Source organism: Arthrobacter sp. 05T410 (assembly GCF_056396505.1).
The window spans coordinates 17,181-40,564 of record NZ_JBFTLP010000030.1; the positions used below are offsets into that span (position 1 = coordinate 17,181).

Consider the following 23,384-nt stretch of genomic DNA (forward strand, 5'->3'; position numbering starts at 1 on the left):
GGCCAGAGGGCTGGGGCAGGTCAGACGGCGGGGCAGGTCAGACTCGGACCCCGGAGGACTGCAGGGGGATCCGGATCAGGAACGTGGCCCCGTGGCCGTATTCGGATTCCACCGTGGCCACGCCCCCGTGTGCCTGGGCGATGGCCGCGACAATGGCAAGGCCCAGTCCCGAGCCCTCCACGCCGCGGCCCGTGTGCGCCCGGCCGAACCGCTCGAAGATCCGTTGCTGGTCCTCGGCGGCGATGCCGATCCCGTCATCGCGCACCCACAGCACGAGGGTGTCCTGCGGGGGCAGCGAGGTGCCGTCGTTCGCCGTCGGGCGCTCAATCCGGGAGCCGAGCGCGATGGTGGAGGACGGCCCGGTGTACTTGACGGCGTTCGCGGCGAGCTGGACCAGTGCCTGGGTGAGGCGCTGCGGATCCGCCTCCACCACGTAGTCAGCTCTTTCATCGATCTGCCAGTGCCGGTCGGCCAGGACGTGCACCTTCTCCATGACCTGATCCAGGAGCTCCGGGACCCGGACGGGTTCACGCTGGATGAAGCCGATCTCGCCGGAGTTGGCGAGCAGCAGGAGGTCGTCCACCAGGCGCTGCATCCGGTCCACCTCGTCCAGCAGCACGTCCCTGGTGGCAATGACATCGTCCGGATCATCGACCGTCACGAGCTCGAGGTGCCCGCGGAGAATGGTCAGCGGGGTCCGCAGTTCATGGCCGGCGTCGTCCAGGAACTGCTGCTGTTGCTGGGCGCCCTCATCGAGTCTTTCCAGCATGGTGTTGAAGGTCTTGGCAAGCAGGGTGACGTCGTCCTCGCCCTTGCGCACCGTCACCCTTTGCGTGAGGTCCTCCGGGCCCACCGCCCGGGACGTCTCGCGCATACGGCGGAGCGGATCGAGCAGCCGGCCGGCAACCACGCTGCCGATCACCGCGGCGGCCAGGAGCATGCCGAGGGCCACCAGCGAATACGTCCGGACCGAGCTGGCGTTGTGCTCGCGCTGGTCGCCGGCGTCCCGGCCGACCAGGAAGAATGTCCCGGGGGCGCCCTTCATGGGCACCACCACTGTCCTGAGTGGACGGCCGTCCGAGTTCAGCTCGCCGAAGGACGCGCCGGCCGGGTTGCTGAGCTGGGCAGCATCGGCCAACATGCTGTTGTTCAGGAGGTTGCTGTCCCCGTTGCCTTCAACGGTCCATGCCACATGCCCATCCACTATCCCTGCCATGACCTCGTTGCTGCGCGGCTCGATATCCTCCGCGGCCTCGTGAAGGGCGCTGACGTACGTCCTGTTGGCGTAGTCACCGGACGTTTTCTTCTTTGTCTGGACGACCTTGACCACGGCATTCGCCTTGTCGAGAACCGCCTGGTCGGTCCTGGCATCAGAGTCCTGGAACTGGACCACGAACGTGACCATCCCGGCTGTGACCACCCCGGCGAGCATCATGCCCAGCATGGCGGCCACCACCCGGAAACGCACCGAGTGGATCTTTGCGCCCCAGCCGGACGGGTCCTGGGTTTCCGCCTCAGGGAAGGCAACCGCCGGCGCGGCCTGGCCGTCTTCACTGGGATGTTCATCCAAGGTGGCCACTCTGTTCCCTTTCTGCGCGGATCAGCTTGCTATGCCTAGCTGAGGCGGTACCCGGCGCCGCGGGTGGTGAGGATCCGGTCCGCGCCGAGTTTCATCCGCAACTGGCGCACGTACACATCCACCACGTTGGACGTGCCGTCGAAGTCGTAGCCCCAGACATGGCTGAGCAGTTGCTGCCGGCTCAGGACCTGCCCGGGGTGGAGCAGGAACATTTCCACCAACGCGAATTCGCGGGCAGAGAGTTCCACCATCCTGCCGTCGACGCTGACCGAGTGGGTGAGCAGGTTCAGCTCCAAGTGCCCGTAGCGCATGACGCTTCCCGCCAGCACATCGCCGGTGTCCGACTTGCGGATCCGGGCCTTGATGCGGGCAACGAGTTCCTCGAAGTGGAAAGGCTTGACGATGTAGTCGTCGGCGCCGCCCTCCAGCGCTGCGACGGTGTCGCTGGATGATCCGCGGGCCGTGAGGAAGATGACCGGGATGCCCACCTGGCCGCGGCGCAGCGCCGCGAGGACGGCGTACCCGTCCAGGCGGGGGAGTCCGATGTCCAGGAGCAGGAGATCGAATTCGCCGCTGGAGGCGTAGTCCACGGCCGTGACGCCGTCGGCGACCACCGTGGGCACGTAGCCGGCCGCGCGCAGGCCCTTTTCGATGAAGCGGGAGATGCGTTCTTCGTCTTCTGCAATGAGGATGCGGGTCAAGGTGACTCCCTGGACAGCCCGGCTCCGGAAGGCTCCCCTAGCCGCGCATCTGCACGGTCCTCTTCGCGGGATCCTGGGCCTGCTCCAATACTGCGGCGTCTCCTACATGTGACTGGGAGGAATTCCGGGGCCCCAGCAGCCTCGATCAGCCCGGAGTGCGGGCCGCACCCGTGCCCCGTTGTGTGGGGCCGGCGGTTGAGCTGGCGCGGACCCGTCAGGGCGGCGCCGCGGCCCGTGCGGGACCGCGCGCTGGACAAGAGGCCCCTGCGTCGGGGCGACTGAACGTTCTTGATTCAGAAGGAATGGACATCTGGTGCTCCTCCAGAGGACGGCCCCACGGCGTGGGGTTCCATCGGGCAGCTGCGGCTGAGACTATTCCCGCTTCTTTCATCCTGCCCCCGTAATGGAGCCTGCGCCACCTCTGATCGGTTGATTTTCAGCCTGTTAACAGCTCACTCGCAGGAGCGGGCCCCTGCCGGCCCGTTATTGCCCAAAAAGCGCGCCGGTGAGCTGGTGAGTCAGGTCGTGGATGAGGTCCAGGCGGTCCGCACTGTCGGCGTCGTCCAGGCCCCACGTGTAGATGACCACCGCGTAGGAGCGGTCCCCGGCGCTGAGCAGGGCGGCGTCGTGGACGTAGCCCTGCACCACGCCGTACTTGTGGTGGACCGTGATGCCGGGCGCGACGGCGGCCGGGATGAGGTCCTCGTCATTGGTGTGCTGCATGTAGCCGAGCAGCTCCGCGGTGTGATCGGCGTTGAGCAGCTTGCCCGTGGTGAGCTGCGCCAGGAGCCGCGCCATGTCCGTCGGGGCCAGCAGGTTTTGTTCGGGATCGTAGGTGATGCCGAGGGTGGCGGCGTAGGCGGTGAGGTTGGGGTAGCCGATGTCCCGCATCAGCAGGAGCCATGAGTCGTCGCTGCTGGTGTTGATCATGGCTTTGAGCTGGAACGCGGCATTGAACGCGCCCAGGGGAGCATCGAGTGACTTATCGCCGGTTTCCACGAGGTGGTAGTAGGCGGCGGCCGTCAGGACCTTCGCGGTGCTCGCCGCCGTGTAGGGTGCCACGTCGCCGTAGCTCTGCAGCTGGCCGTCGCGGGTGTCCAGCACGGCGACGCCGATCCGGTGGTCGGGGTGCGCGCCGATGATCCGCTGCATCTCGGCGGGAAGGTCGACGGCGGCGGCCGCCGGGGCTGCCGGTGCGGTCTCCGCCGGCTCCTGCTGCCGGGCGACGGTCAGGACGTCACCGGTCAGGAAGTCGCGGGTCAGGAAGTCACGGGTGTGGGAATCGCTGCCGGGTGCGGTGCGGATCGCGCCGAGGACCACGACGGCGACCAGCACCAGCACGGCGGCGGCCCAGACGAGCACCACGTTCCTGCGGTGGTTGGGAGCGGCCGGCCGGGGGCCCGGATTCGTCATGTACGTGGGCCTTTCCGGACTCGACTGGGTGGTGCCTCCGACGTTAGGCCGGGCCAGGGGCGAAGTCCACGGAGCGCGCGGCGCGCGGCCCAAGTGGTACAAAAATCCCGGATGCGGGTCCACTACGCTGGCATTCATGACCCGGAAAATTACTGTCAGCCTGCCGGACGCCGCGCTGCGTGAGTATCTTCAGCCGCACCCGGACGTCACCGTCCTGGAGTGGGACCTCGCCGGTGAGCCGCCCCTGCCGCGGATCGACATCGTGGTCCCGCCGTACATGGGCGGCCCGGAGGTCCTGCGGAGCCTGGCAGCGGTGGACACGGCCCTGGTGCAGAGCCAGTCGATCGGGTACGACGGCGTGGCGGAGTTCCTGCCGGCCGGGCGGGTCTTCGCCAACGCGTCCGGCGTGCACGAGACCTCCACCGCGGAGCTGGCCCTCGCCCTGATCCTCGCCAGCCAGCGCGAACTGCCCCGCCTGATCCAGAACCAGCAGGACGGACGGTGGGACGCCCGGCCCACGGCCAGCCTGGCCGACCGCCGCGTCCTGATCGTTGGCTACGGCGGGGTGGGCAAGGCGATCGAAGACCGGCTGCTGCCGTTCGAGACCACCGTGACCCGGGTGGCCAGCACCGAACGGACCGATGGCCGAGGCCGGATCCACGGCATCGCCGAGCTGCACACGCTCCTGCCGGAGCACGACATCGTGGTGGTGGCGGTTCCGCTCAGCGACTCCACCCGGCACCTGATTGATGACGCCTTCCTCGCGGCCATGCCGGACGGCGCCCTGGTGGTGAACGTGGCCCGCGGCCCGGTGGCGGACACGGAGGCCCTGGTCCGCCACACCGCCTCCGGCCGGATCCGCGCCGCGCTGGACGTCACCGATCCCGAACCCTTGCCGCAGGACCACCCGCTCTGGCGGACCCCGGGCGTCATCATCAGCCCGCACGTGGGCGGCGCGAGCTCGGCGATGCGCCCGCGGATGGGCCGGCTGCTGCAGCGGCAGATCGAGATCATGCTGGCGGGCGAGCCGCCGGTGAACGTGGTGCTGAACGGCTAATCGGTCGCGGGCCACCGCCCAGGGCGTGTCGCTTTAGCCCTCCTGGGTCACGGCCGACATGTCGCCGACGCCAGGTGTGCCGTCGGCGAGCGCGTAGCGCTGCAGCACCGCGCCCTTCGGTGAGGCGACGACCGGCTCGATGAGCCTGAGGTTCGTCGGAACCACCCCGTCCGCGAAGACCTTCTTTCCGCCGCCGAGGAGGATCGGATACACCCAGAGCGTGAGTCGGTCGAAGAGCCGCTCGGCAAACAGGGTCTGCACGAAGTCGAGGCTGCCGATGACGTGGATGTTCTCGTGCCGGTCGCGCAGTTCGCGCACGGCGGCGACGATATCAGGACCGAGGAGCGTGGAGTCGGCCCACTCGAGGGCCGGCGACTGGCGCGATGCCACATATTTCGGGATGCGGTTGAACAGCCGCGCGATCTCACCGTTGGCGTGCGGCCAGTACCCGGCGAAAATGTCGTAGGTCCGGCGCCCGAGCAGCAGCGCGTCCATCCCCGTCATCCCGGAGGTGACCTGCCCGCCGACCACCTCGTCAATGAGGGGCGCCTGCCAGCCGCCAAACTCGAACCCGCTGTCGGTGTCCTCGTCCGGGCCGCCGGGCGCCTGCGCAACGCCGTCGAGAGTGGTGAACAGGTCGATATGGATCAGTCCCATGCCGTGCTCCTTCTCCGTCGCCCGTCGTCGCCGCGGCGACGGGATCACTTCGAGGCTGGCACACCGTTCCCTCGCGAAGCAACAGGTTTCAAGGGCTCCCGGCGGTGTCCACCACGCAGAACCTGTTGCCCTCCGGATCGGCCAGGATCACGTAGTCGGCGTCCGCCGGCCGTTTGCTCCATTCGACTCGGGTGGCGCCCAGGCCCAGGAGGCGCTGCACCTCGGCGTCCTGGGTGTCCGTGTAGAGGTCCAGGTGCAGGCGCGGGGGAATCTGGACGGCCGCGGGGACGCGGTCCAGGGAGACGCAGGTGCCCACCCCGCCCGGCGGCTGGAGGATCACGAAGTCGCCGTCGGGCTCGTAGCGGGGCTCGTAGCCCAGGGCGGCCTGCCAGAAACTCATCTGGCGTTCGAGGTTGTCCACCCGGATGACGATTGAGCCAATGCGCAGCATCCGGATCAAGCTACACCCGGGCCGCAGGCCCGGCAAGCAGGCCGGCCGGGCAAGCAGGCAAAGCGGATGAGCCACGGTCGGGTTGCTCCGACCTGCAGTCTTGTGCGGCGCGGTGGCATCGGCGAGGATGAACGCGACAGCCGTGCTGCGAAGAGGGAGTCCACCCGAATGACCAAGTATCAGATCTCGTTTCCGAGTGCCGCCAGGGTTGTCCCCGAGGAAGAGTTGCGGGCCGCAACGGAGGCGGCGCACGCGGTTGTCCAGGAGGCGAAGGACGCGGGCGTCTGGGTGTCCGGCGGCGGCATCGATGAGAGCATTCCGCCCGTCATGGACGACGCCGACGGGAGCGTCCGCGCGGGTACTTACCCGCAGACTGCGCAGTTCCATGGAAGCATCGTGGTGCTGGAGCTGCCCTCGTACGAGGCGGCCTTGGAGTGGGCGGCGAAGATTGCAGCCTCGTGCCGTAGTGCGCGACAGCCGCCCGTCTTCCAGGACGGCCCGGCTGACGTGGGCGATCCGAAAGAGATCGACGTAACCTTCGACTTCCGTTCCGACACGCCCACAGGCAAAGATCCGGATAGGTTTAGCCCAGCCCTCCGCAGTACCCATCGGAGGCTCTGGGGCAGGCCCGTGCCGAATGGTGCGCTGTTCGACCTGGACGTAAACAACCCCAACCGATACCTCTATCACGAGTCCGACTTGGGCCGATTCTTTCTGTCGAGTGACGCGATCATTCGGACCTTCTGCCGGCACCCAAGGGCCGCTTCGATCATGGCGCACATTCCGGAGGCAGAGCAGGAAGCCTTTAGCCGGCAGGGCTACACCATCGGCGGGATGATCGTTTTCCCGGGCAACAGGGTCAACAACAAGCAGACGATCAATCAGCGCCGAGGCACTCACCCCCGCATCGCCGACCGGTTTGACCTGACTCTCGAGTGCATCCGGCGTCACTATCTCCGCCAGTCCAGCCCGCTGGCCGACACCTTGGAGCTATACCCCGAGTTCTTCGGCTTGTTTGGCGACTTCCGTGGCTACGTGGACTTCTTTCTGCTCCAGGACCTGGTAACGGAGGACTACGCCAGCGTCCGGTTCTTCCTGCCGTTCGCCGATTTCACGACTCGTGCCATACCAAAGACCCTCGATGAGTATCTGCTCTACCGGCAAGCCAGCCTCGAGTTCGTGGGTGCACGGAACGCTCAGATCGCTGACTTCTGCGCGTAGCCAATATCGTCTTCGAAGCCACCACCTCGGACAACTGCCCCTCAGGCATCGCCGCAGGCCCGCCCCCGATTCGCCCTCAGAGGAACCCGGCCCACTCCCGGGTTCGGGACGTAAACTGACCCTCACATCGTTCTGTGTGAGACAGTCTGTGACGCGTGAAGTGGAGACCGGATGCTCTGGAAACTGCTCGTCGAATACCTGAGGCCGCAGCGGCGGCTGCTGCTCGCCGTCGTCGTCTTCCAGCTGGCGGCTTCCATTGCCTCGCTGTACCTGCCCACCCTGAACGCGGACATCATCGATCAGGGCGTGGCGAAGGGCGACACCGAGTACATCCTGCGCATCGGCGGGCTCATGCTGGCGGTTACCCTGCTGCAGGTCATCTGCACCGTCGTGGCCGTGTACTTCGGGGCGAAGGCCGCGATGGCACTGGGCCGGGACGTCCGGGGCGCCATCTTCAGCCGGGTCGCCGCGTTCTCCGAGCAGGAAGTCACCCGGTTCGGCCCGCCCAGCCTCATCACCCGCTCCACCAACGACGTCCAGCAGGTCCAGCAGCTGGTCCTGATGTCCGCCACACTCATGGTCACGGCGCCCATGCTCTGCATCGGCGGGGTGATCATGGCCATCCGGCAGGACCTGCAGCTGTCCTGGCTGATCGCCGTCAGCGTCCCCGTGCTGCTGGCCGCGGTGGGTTCGATCATCATCCGGATGGTGCCGCTGTTCCGGGTGATGCAGGCCCGGATCGACACCGTTAACCGGGTGCTGCGCGAACAGCTCACCGGCATCCGGGTGGTGCGGGCCTTCGTCCGGGAGGACGTGGAGACGGCCCGGTTTGCCCGCGCCAACGAGGACGTCACGGACACCGCGCTGCGCGCCGGCCGGCTCATGGCGCTCGCGTTTCCCACCGTGATGCTGGTGCTGAACGTCTCCAGCACGGCCGTGATCTGGTTCGGCGCGTTCCGGATCGAGGACGGCTCCATGCAGGTGGGGACCATGATCGCGTTCCTGAGCTACCTGATGCAGATCCTGATGTCGGTCATGATGGCCACGTTCATGGCGATCATGATCCCGCGCGCCGCCGTGTCCGGGGACCGGATCGGCGAGGTGCTCGGGACCGAATCCAGCGTCCGGCCGCCGCTGCGCCCGGTTTCGCGCGCGGCCGGGCGGGCAGCCCGTGGCGAGCTGGAGATGCGCGACGTCGGGTTCGCCTACCCGGGTGCCGAGCAGCCGGTGCTGTCGGACGTGAACTTTACCGCCCGCGCGGGGCAGACGACGGCGATCATCGGCAGCACCGGCTCCGGCAAGACCACCCTGGTGAACCTGATGCCGCGGCTCTTCGACGCGACCTCCGGCGCCGTGAAGATTGACGGCGTGGACGTCCGCGAGCTCCACCCGGACCTGCTGTGGGGGCACATCGGCCTGGTCCCGCAAAAGCCCTACCTGTTCTCCGGCACGGTGCGCAGCAACCTGCTCTACGGCAAGCCCGATGCCACCGAGGACGAGCTCTGGCGGGCCCTGAGGATTGCGCAGGCGCAGGATTTTGTGGAGGAGCTGGAGGGCGGGCTGGATGCGCCGATCTCGCAGGGCGGCACCAACGTCTCCGGCGGCCAGCGGCAGCGGCTCGCGATCGCCCGGGCGCTGGTGAAACAGCCCGAGCTGTACATCTTTGACGACTCCTTCTCCTCGCTGGACACCGCCACGGACGCCCGGCTGCGGCAGGCACTCAAGCAGCACACCGCCGGGGCCACCATGGTGATCATCGCCCAGCGGGTCTCCAGCATTGTGGACGCGGACCGGATCCTGGTGCTCGAGCGCGGCAGGATCGTCGCGCACGGCACGCACGAGGAACTGCTGGCGACCTCGGAGACGTACCAGGAGATTGTGAACTCCCAGCTCGCAGCGGAGGAGGCAGCGTGAGCCGCACCGACAAGGCGCCGACGCCGGCCCCCGCCGCCGCTCCCGCCGCCGGGACACCCGGGGCTCCCGCGGCGCAAACCCCGATGCGGATTCCCCGCCCGGCGGGCGGACCCGGCCGCGGCGGCCCGTTCGCCGGGATGAACATCCCGGCCGAGAAGGCCATGAACTTCTGGCCCTCCGCCCGGCGGCTGCTGGGGGAGCTTCGGCCCGAACGGCTGTGGCTGACGCTGGTCCTGGTGCTCGCCGTCGTCGGGGTGACGTTCTCGGTGATCGGGCCCCGGCTGCTGGGCGAGGGCACCAACCTGATCTTCGCCGGCGTCGTGTCCAAGCAGCTGCCGCCCGGGGAGACCCAGGAACAGGTGATCGCCCAGATGCGCGCCGCCGGGCAGACCCAGCAGGCGGACATGCTCAGCGCCATGACGCTGACCCCCGGCGCCGGGATTGACTTCACCGCGCTGGCCACCGTGCTGCTGTGGGCGTTGGTGCTGTACGTGCTGGCGTCGGTGTTCGGCTGGATGCAGGCGTACATCCTCAACGGCGTCGTGCAGCGCACGGTTTTCCGGCTGCGTGAGCGGATCGAGGCGAAGATCAATAAGCTGCCGCTGCGCTACTTCGACTCCGTGCAGCGCGGCGAGCTGCTCAGTCGGGTGACCAACGACGTCGACAACATCTCCCAAAGCCTGCAGCAGTCCATCAGCCAGGCCGTGACCTCGGTGCTGACCGTGGCCGGAGTGCTGGTGATGATGGTCCTGCTCTCGCCCACGCTGGCGCTGATTGCGCTGGTGACCATTCCGCTGACCCTCGTGACGACGGCGGTGATCGCCAAACGCTCCCAGAAGCTGTTCGTGGCGCAGTGGAGGCACACCGGCGAGCTGAACGGGCAGATCGAGGAGACCTACACCGGGCACGCGCTGGTGAAGGTGTTCGGCCGGCAGCGCGAGGTGGAGGAACGGTTCCGGCAGAAGAACGCGGAGCTGTACCAGGCGAGCTTCGGCGCACAGTTCATTTCCGGCCTGATCATGCCGGCCATGACGTTCATCGGGAACCTGGTCTACGTGGGGATCGCCGTGGTGGGCGGGCTGCAGGTGGCCTCCGGGGCGATGCAGCTCGGAGATGTGCAGGCGTTCATCCAGTACTCCCGGCAGTTCACCCAGCCGCTGGCCCAGCTGGGGTCCATGGCGAACCTGCTGCAGTCCGGCGTGGCCTCGGCCGAGCGGGTGTTCGAGCTGCTGGACACGGACGAGCAGTCGCCCGATCCTTCGCCGTCTGAAGCTCCTTCCGGGGGCCGGGGGCGGCTGGTGTTCGAGGACGTCTCCTTCTCCTATTCACCCGACAAGCCGCTGATTTCCTCGCTGAGTCTGGTGGCGGAGCCGGGGCAGACAGTGGCCATTGTGGGTCCGACCGGGGCGGGCAAGACCACGCTGGTGAACCTGATGATGCGCTTCTACGAGCTCGACGCCGGCCGGATCACGCTCGACGGCGTGGACGTCACCGCGATGACCCGCGACGAGCTGCGCTCGCGTATGGGCATGGTGCTGCAGGACACCTGGCTGTTCGGCGGGACCATCCGGGACAACATCGCCTACGGCCGGCCTGGCGCTTCGGAGGACGAAATTCTGGAGGCCGCGCGGGCGACATACGTGGACCGGTTCGTCCGGTCCCTGCCGGAGGGCTACGATACCGTGCTCGACGACGAAGGCGGCAACGTCTCGGCCGGCGAGAAGCAGCTGCTGACCATCGCCCGGGCCTTCCTGGCCCGGCCGTCCGTGCTGATCCTGGACGAGGCGACTTCTTCCGTGGATACGCGGACTGAGGTGCTCGTGCAGAAGGCGATGAGCGCGCTGCGCTCGGACCGGACTTCGTTTGTCATTGCCCACCGCCTCTCCACCATCCGCGACGCCGACCTCATCCTGGTGATGGAAGCCGGGCAGATCGTGGAGCAGGGGACGCACGCTCAATTGCTGTCCGCGGGCGGGGCGTACGCGGCGCTGTACGCGGCCCAGTTCGCGGCTCCTGTGGCGGAGGTTTAAGACGACGATCGAAACGCGACATGTCTGGGCGAACTCGTATTAGTCGTTTGGAATGTCGTGTCGAAAGGGAACCTGTTGGGGCAATTCCCCTAGTCTGCGAGCGGTGCTGGGGGCGATAGGTGTTCTAAATCTAGGCTCTCTGTCCTGAGGTAAAGGAAGAGGCTGAACTCATCGTCCGTGGATAGCTGACCAGTGACTGAGGCTACAGCTTCTGAAATCTCGGGTCGTAGTTCCGGCCCCTTAGGTTGACACAACTCGGCCAGAGACTCCGCAAAAGCTGACCATAGCATATGCCTGTCTGGAGCCGAGTAGGCTGGCGACTGTCTTGCGTCGGTCGCCATTAGTCTGTCAGCAATTTTGGCCGCGTCTTCGACCAGTTCGCCGTTTTGCCGCAGCTCGTTCATGAGCTCTGGGGACGCATCGCCCGGTTCAAAGTCCTCTAGAGCCGGCACAAGAGATGATGGCACGATTACGTGGATGGTCAGATGCATGCCGGTTGAGTTCCAGTCGTTGGACTGGATTCTCAAATCGACCGTCTCTCGAAGGAGCCGTCCCAGTGAAGACTCCTTGCCATGCCCCTTGGTGATTTTTTCTTGGAGCGGGCGAAACCAAGGCTGCACCTCGTCAGGAAAAGGGAATCTACTGAATTTGCGACCTATCTGGGCGGCGAATTTGCTTACTGCCACGGAGTCGTTCGGATCTACCCCGGATGAAAGACGCTCGCGCTCAACCAACGCTGATTTCGTCACGGTAGAGCAATGTGCAAGGTCAACGAAGTAATTGTCCTGGCAGAAACCGGAAAGATGGACATATTGGGGCATACGGCCGCTCTTAGCCATGCCACTCTTGTTCGGGGCCAATTGCACCACGGGGGCAACCACGGCATAAGGCTTGGAGGGCTGAACGAGATCACAAGTCTGGGTGATGATAGCGACGCCATAGGGATAAGCTACTTCCCCCAATGCGTCTGCACCGACGATCGGAAGAGAATAGAAATCCAGCACATCACCCTGGCGTAGCACGCCACATGCGGCAATGGTCGCGTCGTCTTGGGCAGTCCCGTTATCTGCTGCTGACGGGACTGTTACATCTCCGGTACCCAAGTCAGCCGATGAGACTGTCCGGGGTGTAAGCAGCGACCTGCAGAATTTCCGAATGCGGGTGCCGAGATTTGAGCTTTTCAAAGATGCTGGGTCCTTCAGGGGGAGTGGCAAGAATAAGTGAACGACGTTCTGCCGGGTTGCCGCTAGGGAGTCGGCTGATTACGTCGTGCATTTCACTCAATTGTTCCTCGTTGAGGGCATTCATGCGTCCTCCGCTGGCCCAGTGGTGAACGGCTCTCCGAGAGACGCCGAAGAGGCGCGCAAGTTGTTCCCAAGTGAGACCGGAATCCGCGTGGAGTCTGCGCACTGACTCCGCAGTGCTAGGCCGCTGAGGCTGGTCTGGCGCTGCATCCGCAACAGTTGAGAAAGTGATTGAAGAGGCCAGCGCCGAAATGTCGGAGTAGAGGCGAGTTGATGCCTCATTGTTTAGCCAAGTTCCAGTGAAGCCTTCGCAGATGATTTGGGAATCGAGCACAGGTGTTGCTGGGACACCCGTGGTCGTCATCATGAGGGCTAGCAAGCCGACACCAAGGTTCTGCACCGGCCGGTTGGGTTCAGACCAAGTCTTGTCATTCCGGTGCTGAGTGGAGCTGTCGGGAATCACCAATTGAGTCGTCATTTGTGGCCTCCAAAATGATTCAAGAATTCAGGCTTGACCGCCCACCTGAAATACGCATAAGCCAGTGACGCCAATTCTGTTGCCTTTGCCATGCTGTGAGTCGGATCTAAGGAGATTCTCGCCTCGGAAGATGCATCGAGATCTAGCAACCAGCTCTTCGCATCAATCGGAGGTATGACAGGATCAATGGTGGCCCCCTTAGGTAGCTGGGCTGACCGTACTCGCAGGTGGGATTCGTCTACTTTGTACACCGCTTCCGTCAAGGTGTGTACCATCTCAACTGATTTGCCAAAATCGGAGGAGCCGAGGGCCGGAATTTCAACTAGGTCGTTGAGTCGCTCAAAGTCTTCCGCTTTCGAAATGCGATTGGTGTAACGGAAGCCAATTCGTTCCACAACAGGAATCTCCACTATAGACAGAAGTGTCTTCAGGGCAGCCTCCATCCGTGTGAAGAAGTCGTTTCGATTAGTGTAATTCTTAGTCTGGAGCGTCATGAAACGCTGTGAAACTAGAATGCTCCAGTCCCCATCCGCACTCGTCCACTCGTAAATATCATCACCCTGGGACTGGGATATGCCTTGCGGAGAAAGCTGGTACTGAACTTCTTTGTGTTGGTTATTTATCGGGTAATCGTGGGCGATTGCGCGACCGAAGGAATTTGCAATACTGCTGATGTCACCTGTCATCGTTGTTATTTGGGGCCAGCGGATCTGGCTAATAACAAGAATTAGGGGCGCTGCCGCCAATTGAGTCTCCTCCACGGGTTCTCCTGTGAAGGGATTATTAGAGAGGTAGTCCGCCATGCTTCACACTGTACTTCACATGGCACTCAGACATGCCGGTAGTTTCAACGTTGTTATGTGAGGTGGGTCACAGTATCTTTGTGGGCTCACGACCACATTTGGGACGCAGCCCAGCTTCCTGGGAGGATGCCATCGGCACCGTCCGTTTGACCACGACCCATGAATGGCTCTTAGGCCTGAAGTCACTCCCGCGCCCGAGCGGACGTTCCATCTGGTCGGTAGTCAAGTTAGGAAGCATTCCGGCGTGCTCCAGGATGACGTTCGCGGTCTGCCCGGCGACATAGGCAAATCCCTCATGGAACCATGGGTACAGCACCGCAAACCTGCATAGCCGACACAAGCAAACTAATCTCTGGGGCAGCCTAACTGGTCCATCAGTCCGTTGACTGTCCCACGTACGGGTGGCGAGATTCCAATTGGCCAAGCGTTCCGTCCAACATTAGAGTCTCGAGTTGTGAACCCCAACCGGACTGAAAATACCATGCTGCACGGACCATACGGCTACGTTGACCTTCCGGTCGTTCCCTCGGAGGGGCGGGATCGACTCAATGTCGAGGCGTACTACGCGGGCCTTGCCTCGTTCATCGCCGAATGCCAGACGCCGATGACAATCGCGGTCCAAGGAGACTGGGGAAGCGGCAAATCGACCGCACTTAACTTCGTACAGTCGTTGCTGCCGGACTCGGTAGAAGTGATTGAATTCAACACGTGGTTATACTCCCAATTTGATCTAGGTGAGTCCCTCGTTTTCTCTATGGCCCACGAGATCATTCGCCCGATATCCAAGGGCTCAAGCACCGCGAAGAAGCTTATGCGGTTCGTCGCGACCATGGGCGCAGGTGTCCTCAAGGGCGGTGCAGACGTAGTCGGCGCTGCCACCGGCACGGCGCCCCTGGCATCCGCTGTGGTTGAGTCGTTGAAGAACGCGACCTACTCCGAAGAGGCACCTAACGCCATTGCCGAACTCAAGCTAATGCGCCAGCAGTTCGCTACCTCAGTGCACGAATACTGCAACGAGCACAACATCGACCGGATCGCGATCTTTATTGACGACCTGGATCGGGTGGACCCGGGTCGAGCCATTGAGATCCTCGAGAGCCTCAAACTGTTCTTCGAGGTTAAACAGTGTGTATTCGTCCTAGCGCTCGATTTCGACGTAGTGGTGCGGGGGGTGGGCATTCGGTACGGAAGCGAGTTCAAGACGAAAAAGGCTCGCCAGTACTTCGACAAGATCATCCAGGTGCCGTTCTCGATGCCAGTGGCTTCCTTCGAAGTCGACGAGATTCTGAGAGAAGCACTCGACCGCTCCGGCGTAATCGGACGCGACGGTGCGGACGACTTCGACAAGTACCTTAAAGTCGTTCGGGAGTCGGTAGGCACAAACCCTCGATCCATTAAGCGTCTGCTCAACTCTTTCGAATTGCTGCAACTGATTCTCTCTTCGCAAGGCACGCCGCTATTCGACGCAGAGACGAGACTGCCCCTCATCGTCTTCGCGCTGCTGTGCGCGCAGGCAGCATATCCCGAGCTGCACCGACAAGTGATCGAGGAGCGCGGGGCGGAGGACGACCTAGACGAAGTTCTCTCTGGCGGAGTGGGAGATGACGATGCCATCGCGCTTGCGAAGGCCTTCGACCTCGAGATGACCGATGTGCGCGCGTTCCGCCGATTCCGAGAGCATCTGGGGGTGCTGTCAAGCGACAAGGACGGTCAACTCGATCTTGCGGTTTTGCGTCGGGCGATAGCGCTCTCCCAGGTGACGTCTGTCGGCAGTGCCCGAAGCAACGAGACACAGGACGAAGGGAAGTCAATCGGCGTTCCGGAAGTGGTCGAGTCCGTGCGGGCGAACAGCAGCGAGCGTACAGCAGAGCTACTAAGTGCCCTGGCTGACGGTCTCGCCTCCCGCCTCGGCCGTCGAGAGTTCAGCATGATCGCCCAGAACTCGGCGAAGGTGATCACGTTATATACCTCGAAGGATGCCGACCACGTTTTGAAGCTAGGTCCGCGGGCCCGGCCAAGGTTTGCCGCCATCGGATACAGCCGCAAGGGGCTGAACATCACCTTTGGGCGTGCTGTCAGCGACGCGGAGCACCCAAGTAGGCCTTTTGGTGAGGAATGGGACGACCTTGTCGCCGAGCTCGAGCAAATATTCCCTGACGATGGCGGGCCGACGGGAGCCATGTTACGCATCCGCTCGACTGGATACCCGCTGTTCCTAGACGGCATAACTGAGAAGGATGGGATCGATGAGCTCTGCGATCTCCTGATAAAGGTGTACGACGTTGTCCTGAACTACCGTGCCAAGCGGGAGCGGTTGTCACTGGAGGGATGAAGGCGTTCAGACCATCAGATGCGCAACACTTCTGGTGCTTAGTGGATGCACTTGTTGAAGTTGCAGAAGCCGCATGCACCAGCCTGAACCACCGGCAAGAGGCCTGCACCGTCCGCTGCAGCCATGAAGTTGGATGAGCAGATCCCCGAGCGGGTCTTCGCCTTCGAGGCGGCCCGGGAAGACGGGGAGGTACATGCCCTTGACGCCAAACGCGCGAACGCGTGGCCCGAGCGGGCGCTCAAACGAGCGGCCAGGGGTAGCGCATGCCGGTGCGGTCAACCGGCAGGACCCGTGCGTGCAGCAGGCGCTGGACGCGGCGCTGCAGGGCGGTGACCTCGTCGTCGTCGAGGAGCTCGGCCACCTCGGGAGGAGCGGCCTCGGCGAGCGGGGCGATGTCCTCGAGCAAGGCATCGGGGATGGGTTCGCCGGCGAAGTCCCAGATCACGGTGCGGAGTTTGAAAGCGGCGGAGAAGCAGAGTCCGTGGTCGATGCCCCAGACCCGTCCGTCGTCGCCGCGCAGCACGAGCCCGCTCTTGCGGTCGGTGTTGTTGGCGACGTAGTCGAACAGGGTCATTCGCGCCAGGTCGCGGTGGGTCTCTGGGGCGTCCTCGAACAGCGTGAAGTAGTGCTCGCGGAAGTCGCACTCGATGAACCACTGCAGCGACCCGACCCCCAGCGGGGCTTCCTCGCGGATCACGGTCGGCGCCCCGATTTTACGTGGACGGGAAGGTGGGCGCGTCCGGTCGCCGGCGAGCGGCAATGGATTTGGCACCCAGCCCCGCCGATGCGATGACCAGGGCCAGCAAGATTTTGGGAGCTGCTCCGCCCTCGGGTCCAAGTGTTGCCGCCAAGATTTGCCGACTCATCAACAGCATCTCCTGCAGATCGCCAGCCAGTACACGGGTTCCCAGGACGTAGTCGACGGAGATGAACAGGGCGGGAACCACCCACAACAGGGCAAGATTCACGACCCACACCGCGGTCCGCCGCGCAGGACGAAGGCCGCACCATGCCAGGGCGCATCCAACGAGGATGGCGGGAATCCAGTGAGCGATTGACGGCACTGCGACGGGGACGTTGATGTGCCCAACAAAGCCGACAACCCACTCCACCGTCCACGACGCGAACGGCACCGCCATGAGTCCGGCGCCCAATGCCGTCAGGCTCCGTGACCTTGAGCAGAGCATCAGGTGCGCCACGAGGGCCGCAGCGAGCGAGGCGGTCACGCCCGCGAGTAACCCGGCGAAGTAGAGGCTCGCCGTTGTTCCGCCCGTCAAGCCGCCGTCGAGCACTGTAAAGGACTGGGCGGCCGCCGTGAACTGAACCACAAGAACGCCGGCTGCCGCGCACCACGCCACCAGCCGCCGTCGGGCAGGAGACCAGATGCGCACCGCGAGTCCGGCCGCTGCACCTCCTACGGTGAGGAGGGCCACGATCGTGGTGAGTTCGTACTGGCTTAGCGGCAGTAACGACACAGGCATCTGGTCTGGAATGACCTCTGCGCCCCACAAGTTCTGCAACGGGAGCTGTGCGCCGGATACCAGCCAAGGGCCCAAGCCGAGCAATCCTGCCAGGATCCCGATCAGCCACCCCCAAGCGGCATCCCCGGCGGGAGTCCGGCTTGGTGGTCGGCTGGGAGCTGCCTGTTCCGTCGCTTGATCCGGAAGGCTCACGGAGGCTCCTTGCATATGGGCGCTCTGGGAGGGGCGCGCACGAGAAAGTAAGGTATCCCGTCCAGAATAATGCACCGAATGGATTAACCTCCTGGGTCCGATCCACGAGGTGGACGACGACCTCTGGGACCGCGTGTTCCGGATCAACGTCACGGCCCTCATGCGCCTCACCCACGCAAGCGGACGACGGCGAAGAGCTCCCGCCGTCGTCCGAGGGAACAGCGACTCAATTGAAATAAATTTTGCATCCTGCCCGGGAACCGGATAAATTGTGAGCTGTGTCACCGACCAGTGGCACAGCTTATGATCTGCGGCGGGAGAGTCCTGCCGGTACGTTCAGCAGGCGCCGTAGGAGCAAATCCTCCCCAGGAATCTCTCAGGCCCACGTACCGCCGCGGCAAGGCAACTCTGGAAAGCAGTCCGGGCAATCGGGCTCACCGACGGTGCAAGTGGCGCGCTGCTATCAGCAGGGCAAAACGGAAACTCTCAGGTCCAATACAGAGCGGGGAGGAACCCGAATCATCGTGGCGTCTTGATGCCACCTGAATTATGGAGTTCCTCTCATGACGGTTCAATCGTCCCCGTCCACCTTCGCAGACCGCCACATCGGCGCCCGCCGCCAGGCCGACATCGACACCATGCTCAAGGCCGTCGGCTACGACAGCGTTGATGGCCTCGTTGACAACGCGGTCCCCGATTCCATCCGCCAGGAAAAGCCCCTCACCCTGGACAGCGCCCTCAGCGAAGTCCAGGTGCTGGCCGAACTGCGCAAGCTCGCCTCCAAGAACAAGACGGCCGTGCAGATGATCGGCCAGGGCTACTACGACACCGTCACCCCGCCGGTGATCCGCCGCAACATCCTCGAAGCCCCCGCCTGGTACACCGCCTACACCCCGTACCAGCCGGAAATCTCCCAGGGACGCCTCGAGGCGCTGCTGAACTTCCAGACCATGGTCCAGGACCTCACCGCACTCCCGGTCGCCAATGCGTCCCTCCTGGACGAGGCCACCGCGGTTGCCGAGGCCGTGCTTCTCATGCGCCGCGCCAACAAAAACAAGTCCGCTGCCGGGGCCAAGACCGTCCTCGACGCCGACTGCCTCCCGCAGACCATTGCCATCGTCAGGGGCCGAGCGGAGGCGCTGGGCTTCGAGGTGCAGGTCGCTGACCTCTCCGCCGGTCTGCCCGACGGCGACATCAACGGTCTCGTCCTCCAGCAGCCGGGCGTCTCCGGCCGGGTGTGGGACCAGTCCGGCGTGATCGCGGAGGCCAAAGAACGCGGCGCACTGGTCACCGTGGCGGCGGATCTGCTTGCCCTGACCCTGATCACCCCTCCGGGCGAGCAGGGGGCGGACATCGCCGTCGGCTCCACCCAGCGCCTGGGCGTGCCGCTGTTCTTCGGCGGCCCGCACGCCGCGTACATGGCGGTGCGCGAGGGCATGGAACGCACGCTCCCCGGCCGCATCGTCGGCGTCTCCAAAGACAACGCCGGCGTCCCGGCGTACCGCCTGGCCCTGCAGACCCGCGAGCAGCACATCCGCCGCGAGAAGGCCACGTCCAACATCTGCACCGCGCAGGCACTGCTGGCCATCGTGTCCTCGTTCTACGCCGTCTACCACGGCCCGGACGGACTGAAGGCGATCGCCGAGACCGTCCACAACAACACCCGCGCCCTCGCCGCCACGCTGAAGATCGCCGGCCGGGAACTGGCGAGCGAGTCCTTCTTCGACACCCTCACGGTCCGCGTCCCCGGCAAGGCCGCCAAGGTCATCGCCGCCGCCGAGGCCCGGGGCATCAACCTGCGGCTCATCGACGCGGACACAGTTAGCGTGTCCGTCGATGAAACCACGACGCCGGAGGTCCTCTCCGCGGTCGTCGTCGCCTTTGGCGCCGGTCCGGTGGTGGAGGCCAAGGGCTTCGAGCTGCCCGGGAGGGTGCTGCGCACCTCCGACTTCCTGCAGCATCCGGTCTTCAACACGCACCGCTCCGAAACCCAGCTGCTGCGCTACATCCGCAAGCTCTCGGACCGCGACCTCGCCCTGGACCGCACCATGATCCCGCTGGGCTCCTGCACCATGAAGCTGAACGCCACGGCCGAGATGGAAGCGATCTCCTGGCCAGAGTTCGCCTCCATCCACCCTTTCGCGCCGGACTCCCAGACCGAGGGCTGGCGGGAACTCGTCAGCGGCCTCGAAGCTGACCTCGCCGAAATCACGGGCTATGACCAGGTCTCCATCCAGCCGAACGCCGGCTCCCAGGGCGAGCTCGCCGGCCTGCTGGCCATCCGCGGCTACCACCACTCCCGCGGGGAGGCCCAGCGCAACGTCTGCCTGATCCCGGCCTCCGCGCACGGCACCAACGCCGCCTCCGCCGTGCTGGCCGGCATGAAGGTGGTCGTCGTGGCCACAGCCTCGGACGGCACGATCGACCACGCGGATCTTCAGGCGAAGATCGAGGCCAACAAGGACGCCCTGTCCTGCATCATGATCACCTACCCGTCCACCCACGGGGTGTACGACGCCGACGTCCGCGAGGTCTGCGACGCGATCCACGCCGTCGGCGGCCAGGTCTACGTCGACGGCGCCAACCTCAACGCCCTCGTCGGGCTGGCCCAGCCGGGCAAGTTTGGCGGCGACGTTTCGCACCTGAACCTGCACAAGACCTTCTGCATCCCTCACGGCGGCGGCGGACCGGGCGTTGGCCCGGTTGCTGCAAAGGCCCACCTGGCGCCGTTCATGCCGGGGGACGCGAACAAGGTCGAACCGGGAAAGGGAGTTGCCATCTCCGCTTCGCGTTACGGATCCGCCGGTGTCCTGCCGATCTCCTGGGCGTACGTGAAGTTGATGGGCGGCCAGGGCCTCACCGAGGCCACCAAGTCCGCGCTGCTCGCGGCGAACTACATCGCATCCCGGCTGGATGAGCACTTCCCGGTGCTCTACACGGGGGAGAGCGGCCTGGTGGCCCACGAGTGCATCCTGGATTTGCGTGAACTGACCGCCAGGACCGGCGTCACCGCCGAGGACGTGGCCAAGCGCCTCATCGACTTCGGCTTCCACGCCCCCACACTGTCCTTCCCCGTGGCGGGCACCCTCATGGTGGAGCCCACCGAGTCCGAGGACCTTGCGGAGATCGATCGCTTCATCGAGGCGATGATCACCATCCGCCAGGAGATCGACCAGGTCTCCAACGGCGATTTCACGGTGGAGAACTCCCCGCTGCGCAACGCACCCCACACGGCAGCCGCCGTCGTCAGCACCGACTGGACCCGCGAGTACCCGCGTGAGCAGGCCGCATTCCCCGTCCACACACTCAGGCAGGACAAGTACTTCCCGCCGGTCGGACGCATCGACGGCGCCGCCGGAGACCGCAACCTGGTCTGCTCCTGCCCGCCGCTTTCCGAATTCGAAAACTAAGGATTTTCTGATGAGTGAGAACTACACCGCTCTCTACGAGCAGCACAAAAAGGCCGGCGCCTCCTTCACGGACTTCGGCGGCTGGCAGATGCCGCTGAAGTACAGCTCCGAACTCGCCGAGCACCACGCCGTCCGCAACGCCGCGGGCCTGTTCGACCTCTCCCACATGGGCGAAGTCTGGGTCACCGGCCCGGACGCCGCGGCGTTCCTCGACTACGCCCTGGCCGGGAAGCTGTCGGCCGTGGCCGTCGGCAAGGCGAAGTACTCGCTGATCTGCCAGGAAGACGGCGGCATCATCGATGACCTCATCTCCTACCGCCGCGGTGAGGACAAGTACCTGGTGGTCCCCAACGCAGGCAACGCCAACGTCGTGGCCGCGGCACTGGCCGAAAGGGCCGGTTCTGCCCAAGAAGGCGGGTTCGACGTGACGGTGGAAGACGTTTCCGCCGAGATCTCGCTGATCGCCGTCCAGGGCCCGAACGCCGAAGCCATCCTGCTGACGCTGGTCCCGGCCGAGCAGCATGTCCTGGTCACCGAGCTGAAGTACTACGCTGCGGTTGAGGTTCAGATCTACGGACAAGATCTGCTCCTCGCCCGCACCGGTTACACCGGCGAGGACGGCTTCGAGATCTACATCTCGAACGAGGATGCGGCAGGTCTCTGGGAAGCACTGCTGGAAACCGGTGCCAGCCACGGGCTCATCCCGGCCGGCCTGGCCTGCCGTGACTCGCTGCGTTTGGAAGCCGGCATGCCGCTCTATGGCAACGAACTCTCCCGCGAAGGCAACCCATACGCAGCAGGCCTGGGCCCGGTCGTCTCGCTCGCCAAGGAGTCGGACTTCGTCGGCAAGGCCGCCCTGAGCGAGCTCAAGGCAGCCGGCGCAGGCTCCACGACCGGCCGCAAACTCGTCGGGCTCAAGGGCCTCGGACGCCGTGCCGCCCGCAGCCACTACCCGGTCCTCAAGGACGGCAACGTCGTCGGCGAAGTGACCTCCGGACAGCCCAGCCCCACCCTCGGCTACCCGGTCGCGATGGCCTACGTCGACATCGAACACGCCGCACCGGGCACAGCCCTGGACATTGACCTCCGCGGCAAGACGGAGCCTTTCGAAGTCGTCGCACTGTCGTTCTACAAGCGCCAAAAGTAGCCGGCCGCCGCTGGCTGAGCCTGCCGAAACCACATACGAACTTAAGGATTGAGATAAATGAGCAAAGTTGTAGCCGAACTGAAGTACTCCGCTGAACACGAGTGGGTTGCTGCCGACGGATCTGGCCCTGCAGGAATTGGGATTTCGGCCGTGGCCGCCGACGCCCTGGGCGACATCGTCTACGTGGACCTGCCCGAGGTCGGTTCCGCGGTGACCGCGGGGGAGACCTGCGGCGAGGTCGAGTCGACCAAGTCCGTCTCGGACCTCTACGCGCCGGTCACCGGCGAGGTGGTGGAGATCAATGACGCCGTCGTTTCCGATCCGGCGCTGATCAACAGCGATCCGTACGGTGCCGGCTGGCTGTTCAAGGTCGCCGTGACCGAAGAGGGTCCGCTGATGTCGGCGCAGGAGTACGCGTCCAAGAACGGCGGCGAACTGTGAGCGGCGCAACGGCGGCCGCGGGCACCCAGACGCTGGCGTTCGAGCAGGTCGTTTCGCCGAGCCTGGACGCGGACTTGTCCGTGCTGGATCCGGAGATCGCCGCGAAGATCGACGCCGAACTCACCCGGCAGCGGGACGGTTTGGAGATGATCGCCTCGGAGAACCACACGGCCAGGGCTGTGATGCAGGCGCAGGGTTCGGTGTTGACGAACAAGTATGCCGAGGGCTACCCGGGGAAGCGCTATTACGGCGGTTGCGAGCACGTGGACGTTGTGGAGCAGCTCGCGATCGACCGGGTCAAGGCCCTGTTCGGCGCCGGGTTCGCGAACGTGCAGCCGCATTCCGGCGCGCAGGCCAACGCCTCCGTGATGCACGCCCTGATCCGTCCGGGCGACACCATCATGGGCCTGAACCTGGCGCACGGCGGGCACCTGACGCACGGCATGAAGATCAACTTCTCCGGCCGGCTCTACAACGTGATCCCGTACCAGGTCCGTGAGGAGGACCACCGGATCGACATGGCCGAGGTCGAGGCCCTGGCGCAGGAGCACAAGCCGGCGCTGATCGTTGCCGGCTGGTCCGCGTACGCCCGGCAGCTGGACTTCGCCGAGTTCCGCCGGATCGCCGACTCGGTCGGGGCTTACCTGATGGTGGACATGGCGCACTTCGCCGGGCTCGTGGCCGCGGGTCTGCACCCGTCCCCGGTCCCGCACGCGCACGTCACCACCTCCACCACGCACAAGACCCTTGCCGGTCCGCGCGGCGGCATCATCCTCTCCAACGACGCCGAGATCGCCAAGAAGATCAACTCCGCGGTGTTCCCCGGCCAGCAG

The 23,384-nt window shown here is 64.9% G+C and carries 18 protein-coding genes, 1 pseudogene and 2 riboswitches; of the genes and pseudogenes, 9 read left to right on the forward strand and 10 right to left on the reverse strand.

The annotated features are described in order from the left end of the window. Positions 1–37 precede the first annotated feature (37 nt). From AC1DFR_RS20940 to AC1DFR_RS20950, 3 genes are all read right to left on the reverse strand, one after another. A complete protein-coding gene (locus AC1DFR_RS20940; protein ID WP_476874387.1) occupies positions 38–1,570 on the reverse strand; it encodes a sensor histidine kinase in 1,533 nt (510 codons plus the stop codon). A 44-nt stretch (positions 1,571–1,614) separates the two neighbouring features. Next, positions 1,615–2,280, reverse strand: coding sequence for a response regulator transcription factor (locus AC1DFR_RS20945; protein WP_223913445.1), 666 nt, complete (start codon positions 2,278–2,280; stop codon positions 1,615–1,617). Between the two features lie 483 nt (positions 2,281–2,763). Continuing rightward, on the reverse strand, positions 2,764–3,693 hold the full coding sequence (locus AC1DFR_RS20950) for a serine hydrolase (RefSeq protein ID WP_476874388.1): 930 nt from the start codon (positions 3,691–3,693) through the stop codon (positions 2,764–2,766). Positions 3,694–3,829: 136 nt separating this feature from the next. On the opposite strand from AC1DFR_RS20950, the gene AC1DFR_RS20955 reads away from it, so the two are divergent. After that, positions 3,830–4,750 carry a 2-hydroxyacid dehydrogenase gene (locus AC1DFR_RS20955; RefSeq protein WP_476872339.1) on the forward strand — a complete coding sequence of 307 codons (921 nt, stop codon included), beginning with the start codon at positions 3,830–3,832 and terminating at the stop codon, positions 4,748–4,750. Between the two features lie 33 nt (positions 4,751–4,783). Here the strand turns inward: AC1DFR_RS20955 and AC1DFR_RS20960 are convergent, their stop codons facing one another. Next, positions 4,784–5,407 carry a dihydrofolate reductase family protein gene (locus AC1DFR_RS20960; RefSeq protein ID WP_476872340.1) on the reverse strand — a complete coding sequence of 208 codons (624 nt, stop codon included), beginning with the start codon at positions 5,405–5,407 and terminating at the stop codon, positions 4,784–4,786. 88 nt (positions 5,408–5,495) lie between these two features. Beyond that, on the reverse strand, positions 5,496–5,858 hold the full coding sequence (locus AC1DFR_RS20965) for a VOC family protein (RefSeq protein ID WP_476872341.1): 363 nt from the start codon (positions 5,856–5,858) through the stop codon (positions 5,496–5,498). Positions 5,859–6,026: 168 nt separating this feature from the next. Here AC1DFR_RS20965 and AC1DFR_RS20970 point away from each other — a divergent pair, with 168 nt between their 5' ends. From AC1DFR_RS20970 to AC1DFR_RS20980, 3 genes are all read left to right on the forward strand, one after another. Continuing rightward, positions 6,027–7,079 carry a YciI family protein gene (locus AC1DFR_RS20970; protein ID WP_476874389.1) on the forward strand — a complete coding sequence of 351 codons (1,053 nt, stop codon included), beginning with the start codon at positions 6,027–6,029 and terminating at the stop codon, positions 7,077–7,079. Positions 7,080–7,250: 171 nt separating this feature from the next. Further along, entirely contained in the window at positions 7,251–8,993 is a 1,743-nt protein-coding gene (locus AC1DFR_RS20975; RefSeq protein ID WP_476874390.1) for an ABC transporter ATP-binding protein, read from the forward strand. Between the two features lie 83 nt (positions 8,994–9,076). Then, the gene (locus AC1DFR_RS20980) at positions 9,077–11,023 is read left to right on the forward strand and encodes an ABC transporter ATP-binding protein (RefSeq protein ID WP_476874400.1); all 1,947 of its coding nucleotides are present in this window, start codon (positions 9,077–9,079) and stop codon (positions 11,021–11,023) included. 89 nt (positions 11,024–11,112) lie between these two features. Here AC1DFR_RS20980 and AC1DFR_RS20985 read toward each other — a convergent pair whose 3' ends face one another. From AC1DFR_RS20985 to AC1DFR_RS20995, 3 genes are read right to left on the reverse strand one after another with little or no spacing between them, the layout of a single operon-like run. Next, positions 11,113–12,126, reverse strand: a complete 1,014-nt coding sequence (locus AC1DFR_RS20985) for a hypothetical protein (RefSeq protein ID WP_476874391.1) — start codon at positions 12,124–12,126, stop codon at positions 11,113–11,115. A 1-nt stretch (position 12,127) separates the two neighbouring features. Beyond that, on the reverse strand, positions 12,128–12,745 hold the full coding sequence (locus AC1DFR_RS20990) for a helix-turn-helix domain-containing protein (RefSeq protein WP_476874392.1): 618 nt from the start codon (positions 12,743–12,745) through the stop codon (positions 12,128–12,130). Beyond that, on the reverse strand, positions 12,742–13,548 hold the full coding sequence (locus AC1DFR_RS20995; protein ID WP_476874393.1) for a TIGR04255 family protein: 807 nt from the start codon (positions 13,546–13,548) through the stop codon (positions 12,742–12,744). Before AC1DFR_RS20995 ends, AC1DFR_RS20990 begins: the two co-directional genes overlap by 4 nt. 481 nt (positions 13,549–14,029) lie before the next feature. Between AC1DFR_RS20995 and AC1DFR_RS21000 the strand changes: the two genes are divergently transcribed. Then, positions 14,030–15,880 (forward strand): KAP family P-loop NTPase fold protein, encoded by a 1,851-nt coding sequence (locus tag AC1DFR_RS21000; RefSeq protein ID WP_476874394.1) that lies wholly within the window; start codon positions 14,030–14,032, stop codon positions 15,878–15,880. Positions 15,881–16,118: 238 nt separating this feature from the next. On the opposite strand, the pseudogene AC1DFR_RS21005 reads toward AC1DFR_RS21000, so the two are convergent. Both AC1DFR_RS21005 and AC1DFR_RS21010 read right to left on the reverse strand, forming a co-directional pair. Beyond that, positions 16,119–16,583 (reverse strand): annotated as a pseudogene (locus AC1DFR_RS21005) (protein kinase family protein); the annotation flags it as partial. A 10-nt stretch (positions 16,584–16,593) separates the two neighbouring features. After that, positions 16,594–17,553, reverse strand: coding sequence for a hypothetical protein (locus AC1DFR_RS21010; RefSeq protein ID WP_476874395.1), 960 nt, complete (start codon positions 17,551–17,553; stop codon positions 16,594–16,596). A 304-nt stretch (positions 17,554–17,857) separates the two neighbouring features. Next, positions 17,858–17,955, forward strand: a riboswitch (glycine riboswitch). Position 17,956: 1 nt separating this feature from the next. Then, positions 17,957–18,064, forward strand: a riboswitch (glycine riboswitch). Positions 18,065–18,116: 52 nt separating this feature from the next. Between AC1DFR_RS21010 and gcvP the strand changes: the two genes are divergently transcribed. The 4 genes from gcvP to glyA all read left to right on the forward strand — a co-directional run. Then, positions 18,117–20,963, forward strand: coding sequence for an aminomethyl-transferring glycine dehydrogenase (gene gcvP, locus AC1DFR_RS21015; protein WP_476874396.1), 2,847 nt, complete (start codon positions 18,117–18,119; stop codon positions 20,961–20,963). 10 nt (positions 20,964–20,973) lie between these two features. Then, on the forward strand, positions 20,974–22,110 hold the full coding sequence (gene gcvT, locus AC1DFR_RS21020) for a glycine cleavage system aminomethyltransferase GcvT (protein ID WP_476874397.1): 1,137 nt from the start codon (positions 20,974–20,976) through the stop codon (positions 22,108–22,110). Positions 22,111–22,167: 57 nt separating this feature from the next. After that, entirely contained in the window at positions 22,168–22,551 is a 384-nt protein-coding gene (gene gcvH / locus AC1DFR_RS21025; protein ID WP_476874398.1) for a glycine cleavage system protein GcvH, read from the forward strand. Then, the coding region (gene glyA, locus AC1DFR_RS21030) for a serine hydroxymethyltransferase (RefSeq protein ID WP_476874399.1) at positions 22,548–23,384 on the forward strand (837 nt) is incomplete at its 3' end. The genes gcvH and glyA, both read left to right, overlap by 4 nt.

Coding starts and splice junctions, on each gene's coding strand:
- AC1DFR_RS20950 (WP_476874388.1), bottom strand. CDS start 3,693: ATGACGAATCCGGGCCCCCGGCCGGCCGCTCCCAACCACCGCAGGAAC.
- AC1DFR_RS20955 (WP_476872339.1), top strand. CDS start 3,830: ATGACCCGGAAAATTACTGTCAGCCTGCCGGACGCCGCGCTGCGTGAG.
- AC1DFR_RS20960 (WP_476872340.1), bottom strand. CDS start 5,407: ATGGGACTGATCCATATCGACCTGTTCACCACTCTCGACGGCGTTGCG.
- AC1DFR_RS20965 (WP_476872341.1), bottom strand. CDS start 5,858: ATGCTGCGCATTGGCTCAATCGTCATCCGGGTGGACAACCTCGAACGC.
- AC1DFR_RS20970 (WP_476874389.1), top strand. CDS start 6,027: ATGACCAAGTATCAGATCTCGTTTCCGAGTGCCGCCAGGGTTGTCCCC.
- AC1DFR_RS20975 (WP_476874390.1), top strand. CDS start 7,251: ATGCTCTGGAAACTGCTCGTCGAATACCTGAGGCCGCAGCGGCGGCTG.
- AC1DFR_RS20980 (WP_476874400.1), top strand. CDS start 9,077: ATGCGGATTCCCCGCCCGGCGGGCGGACCCGGCCGCGGCGGCCCGTTC.
- AC1DFR_RS20990 (WP_476874392.1), bottom strand. CDS start 12,745: ATGACGACTCAATTGGTGATTCCCGACAGCTCCACTCAGCACCGGAAT.
- AC1DFR_RS20995 (WP_476874393.1), bottom strand. CDS start 13,548: ATGGCGGACTACCTCTCTAATAATCCCTTCACAGGAGAACCCGTGGAG.
- AC1DFR_RS21000 (WP_476874394.1), top strand. CDS start 14,030: ATGCTGCACGGACCATACGGCTACGTTGACCTTCCGGTCGTTCCCTCG.
- gcvP (WP_476874396.1), top strand. CDS start 18,117: ATGACGGTTCAATCGTCCCCGTCCACCTTCGCAGACCGCCACATCGGC.
- gcvT (WP_476874397.1), top strand. CDS start 20,974: ATGAGTGAGAACTACACCGCTCTCTACGAGCAGCACAAAAAGGCCGGC.
- gcvH (WP_476874398.1), top strand. CDS start 22,168: ATGAGCAAAGTTGTAGCCGAACTGAAGTACTCCGCTGAACACGAGTGG.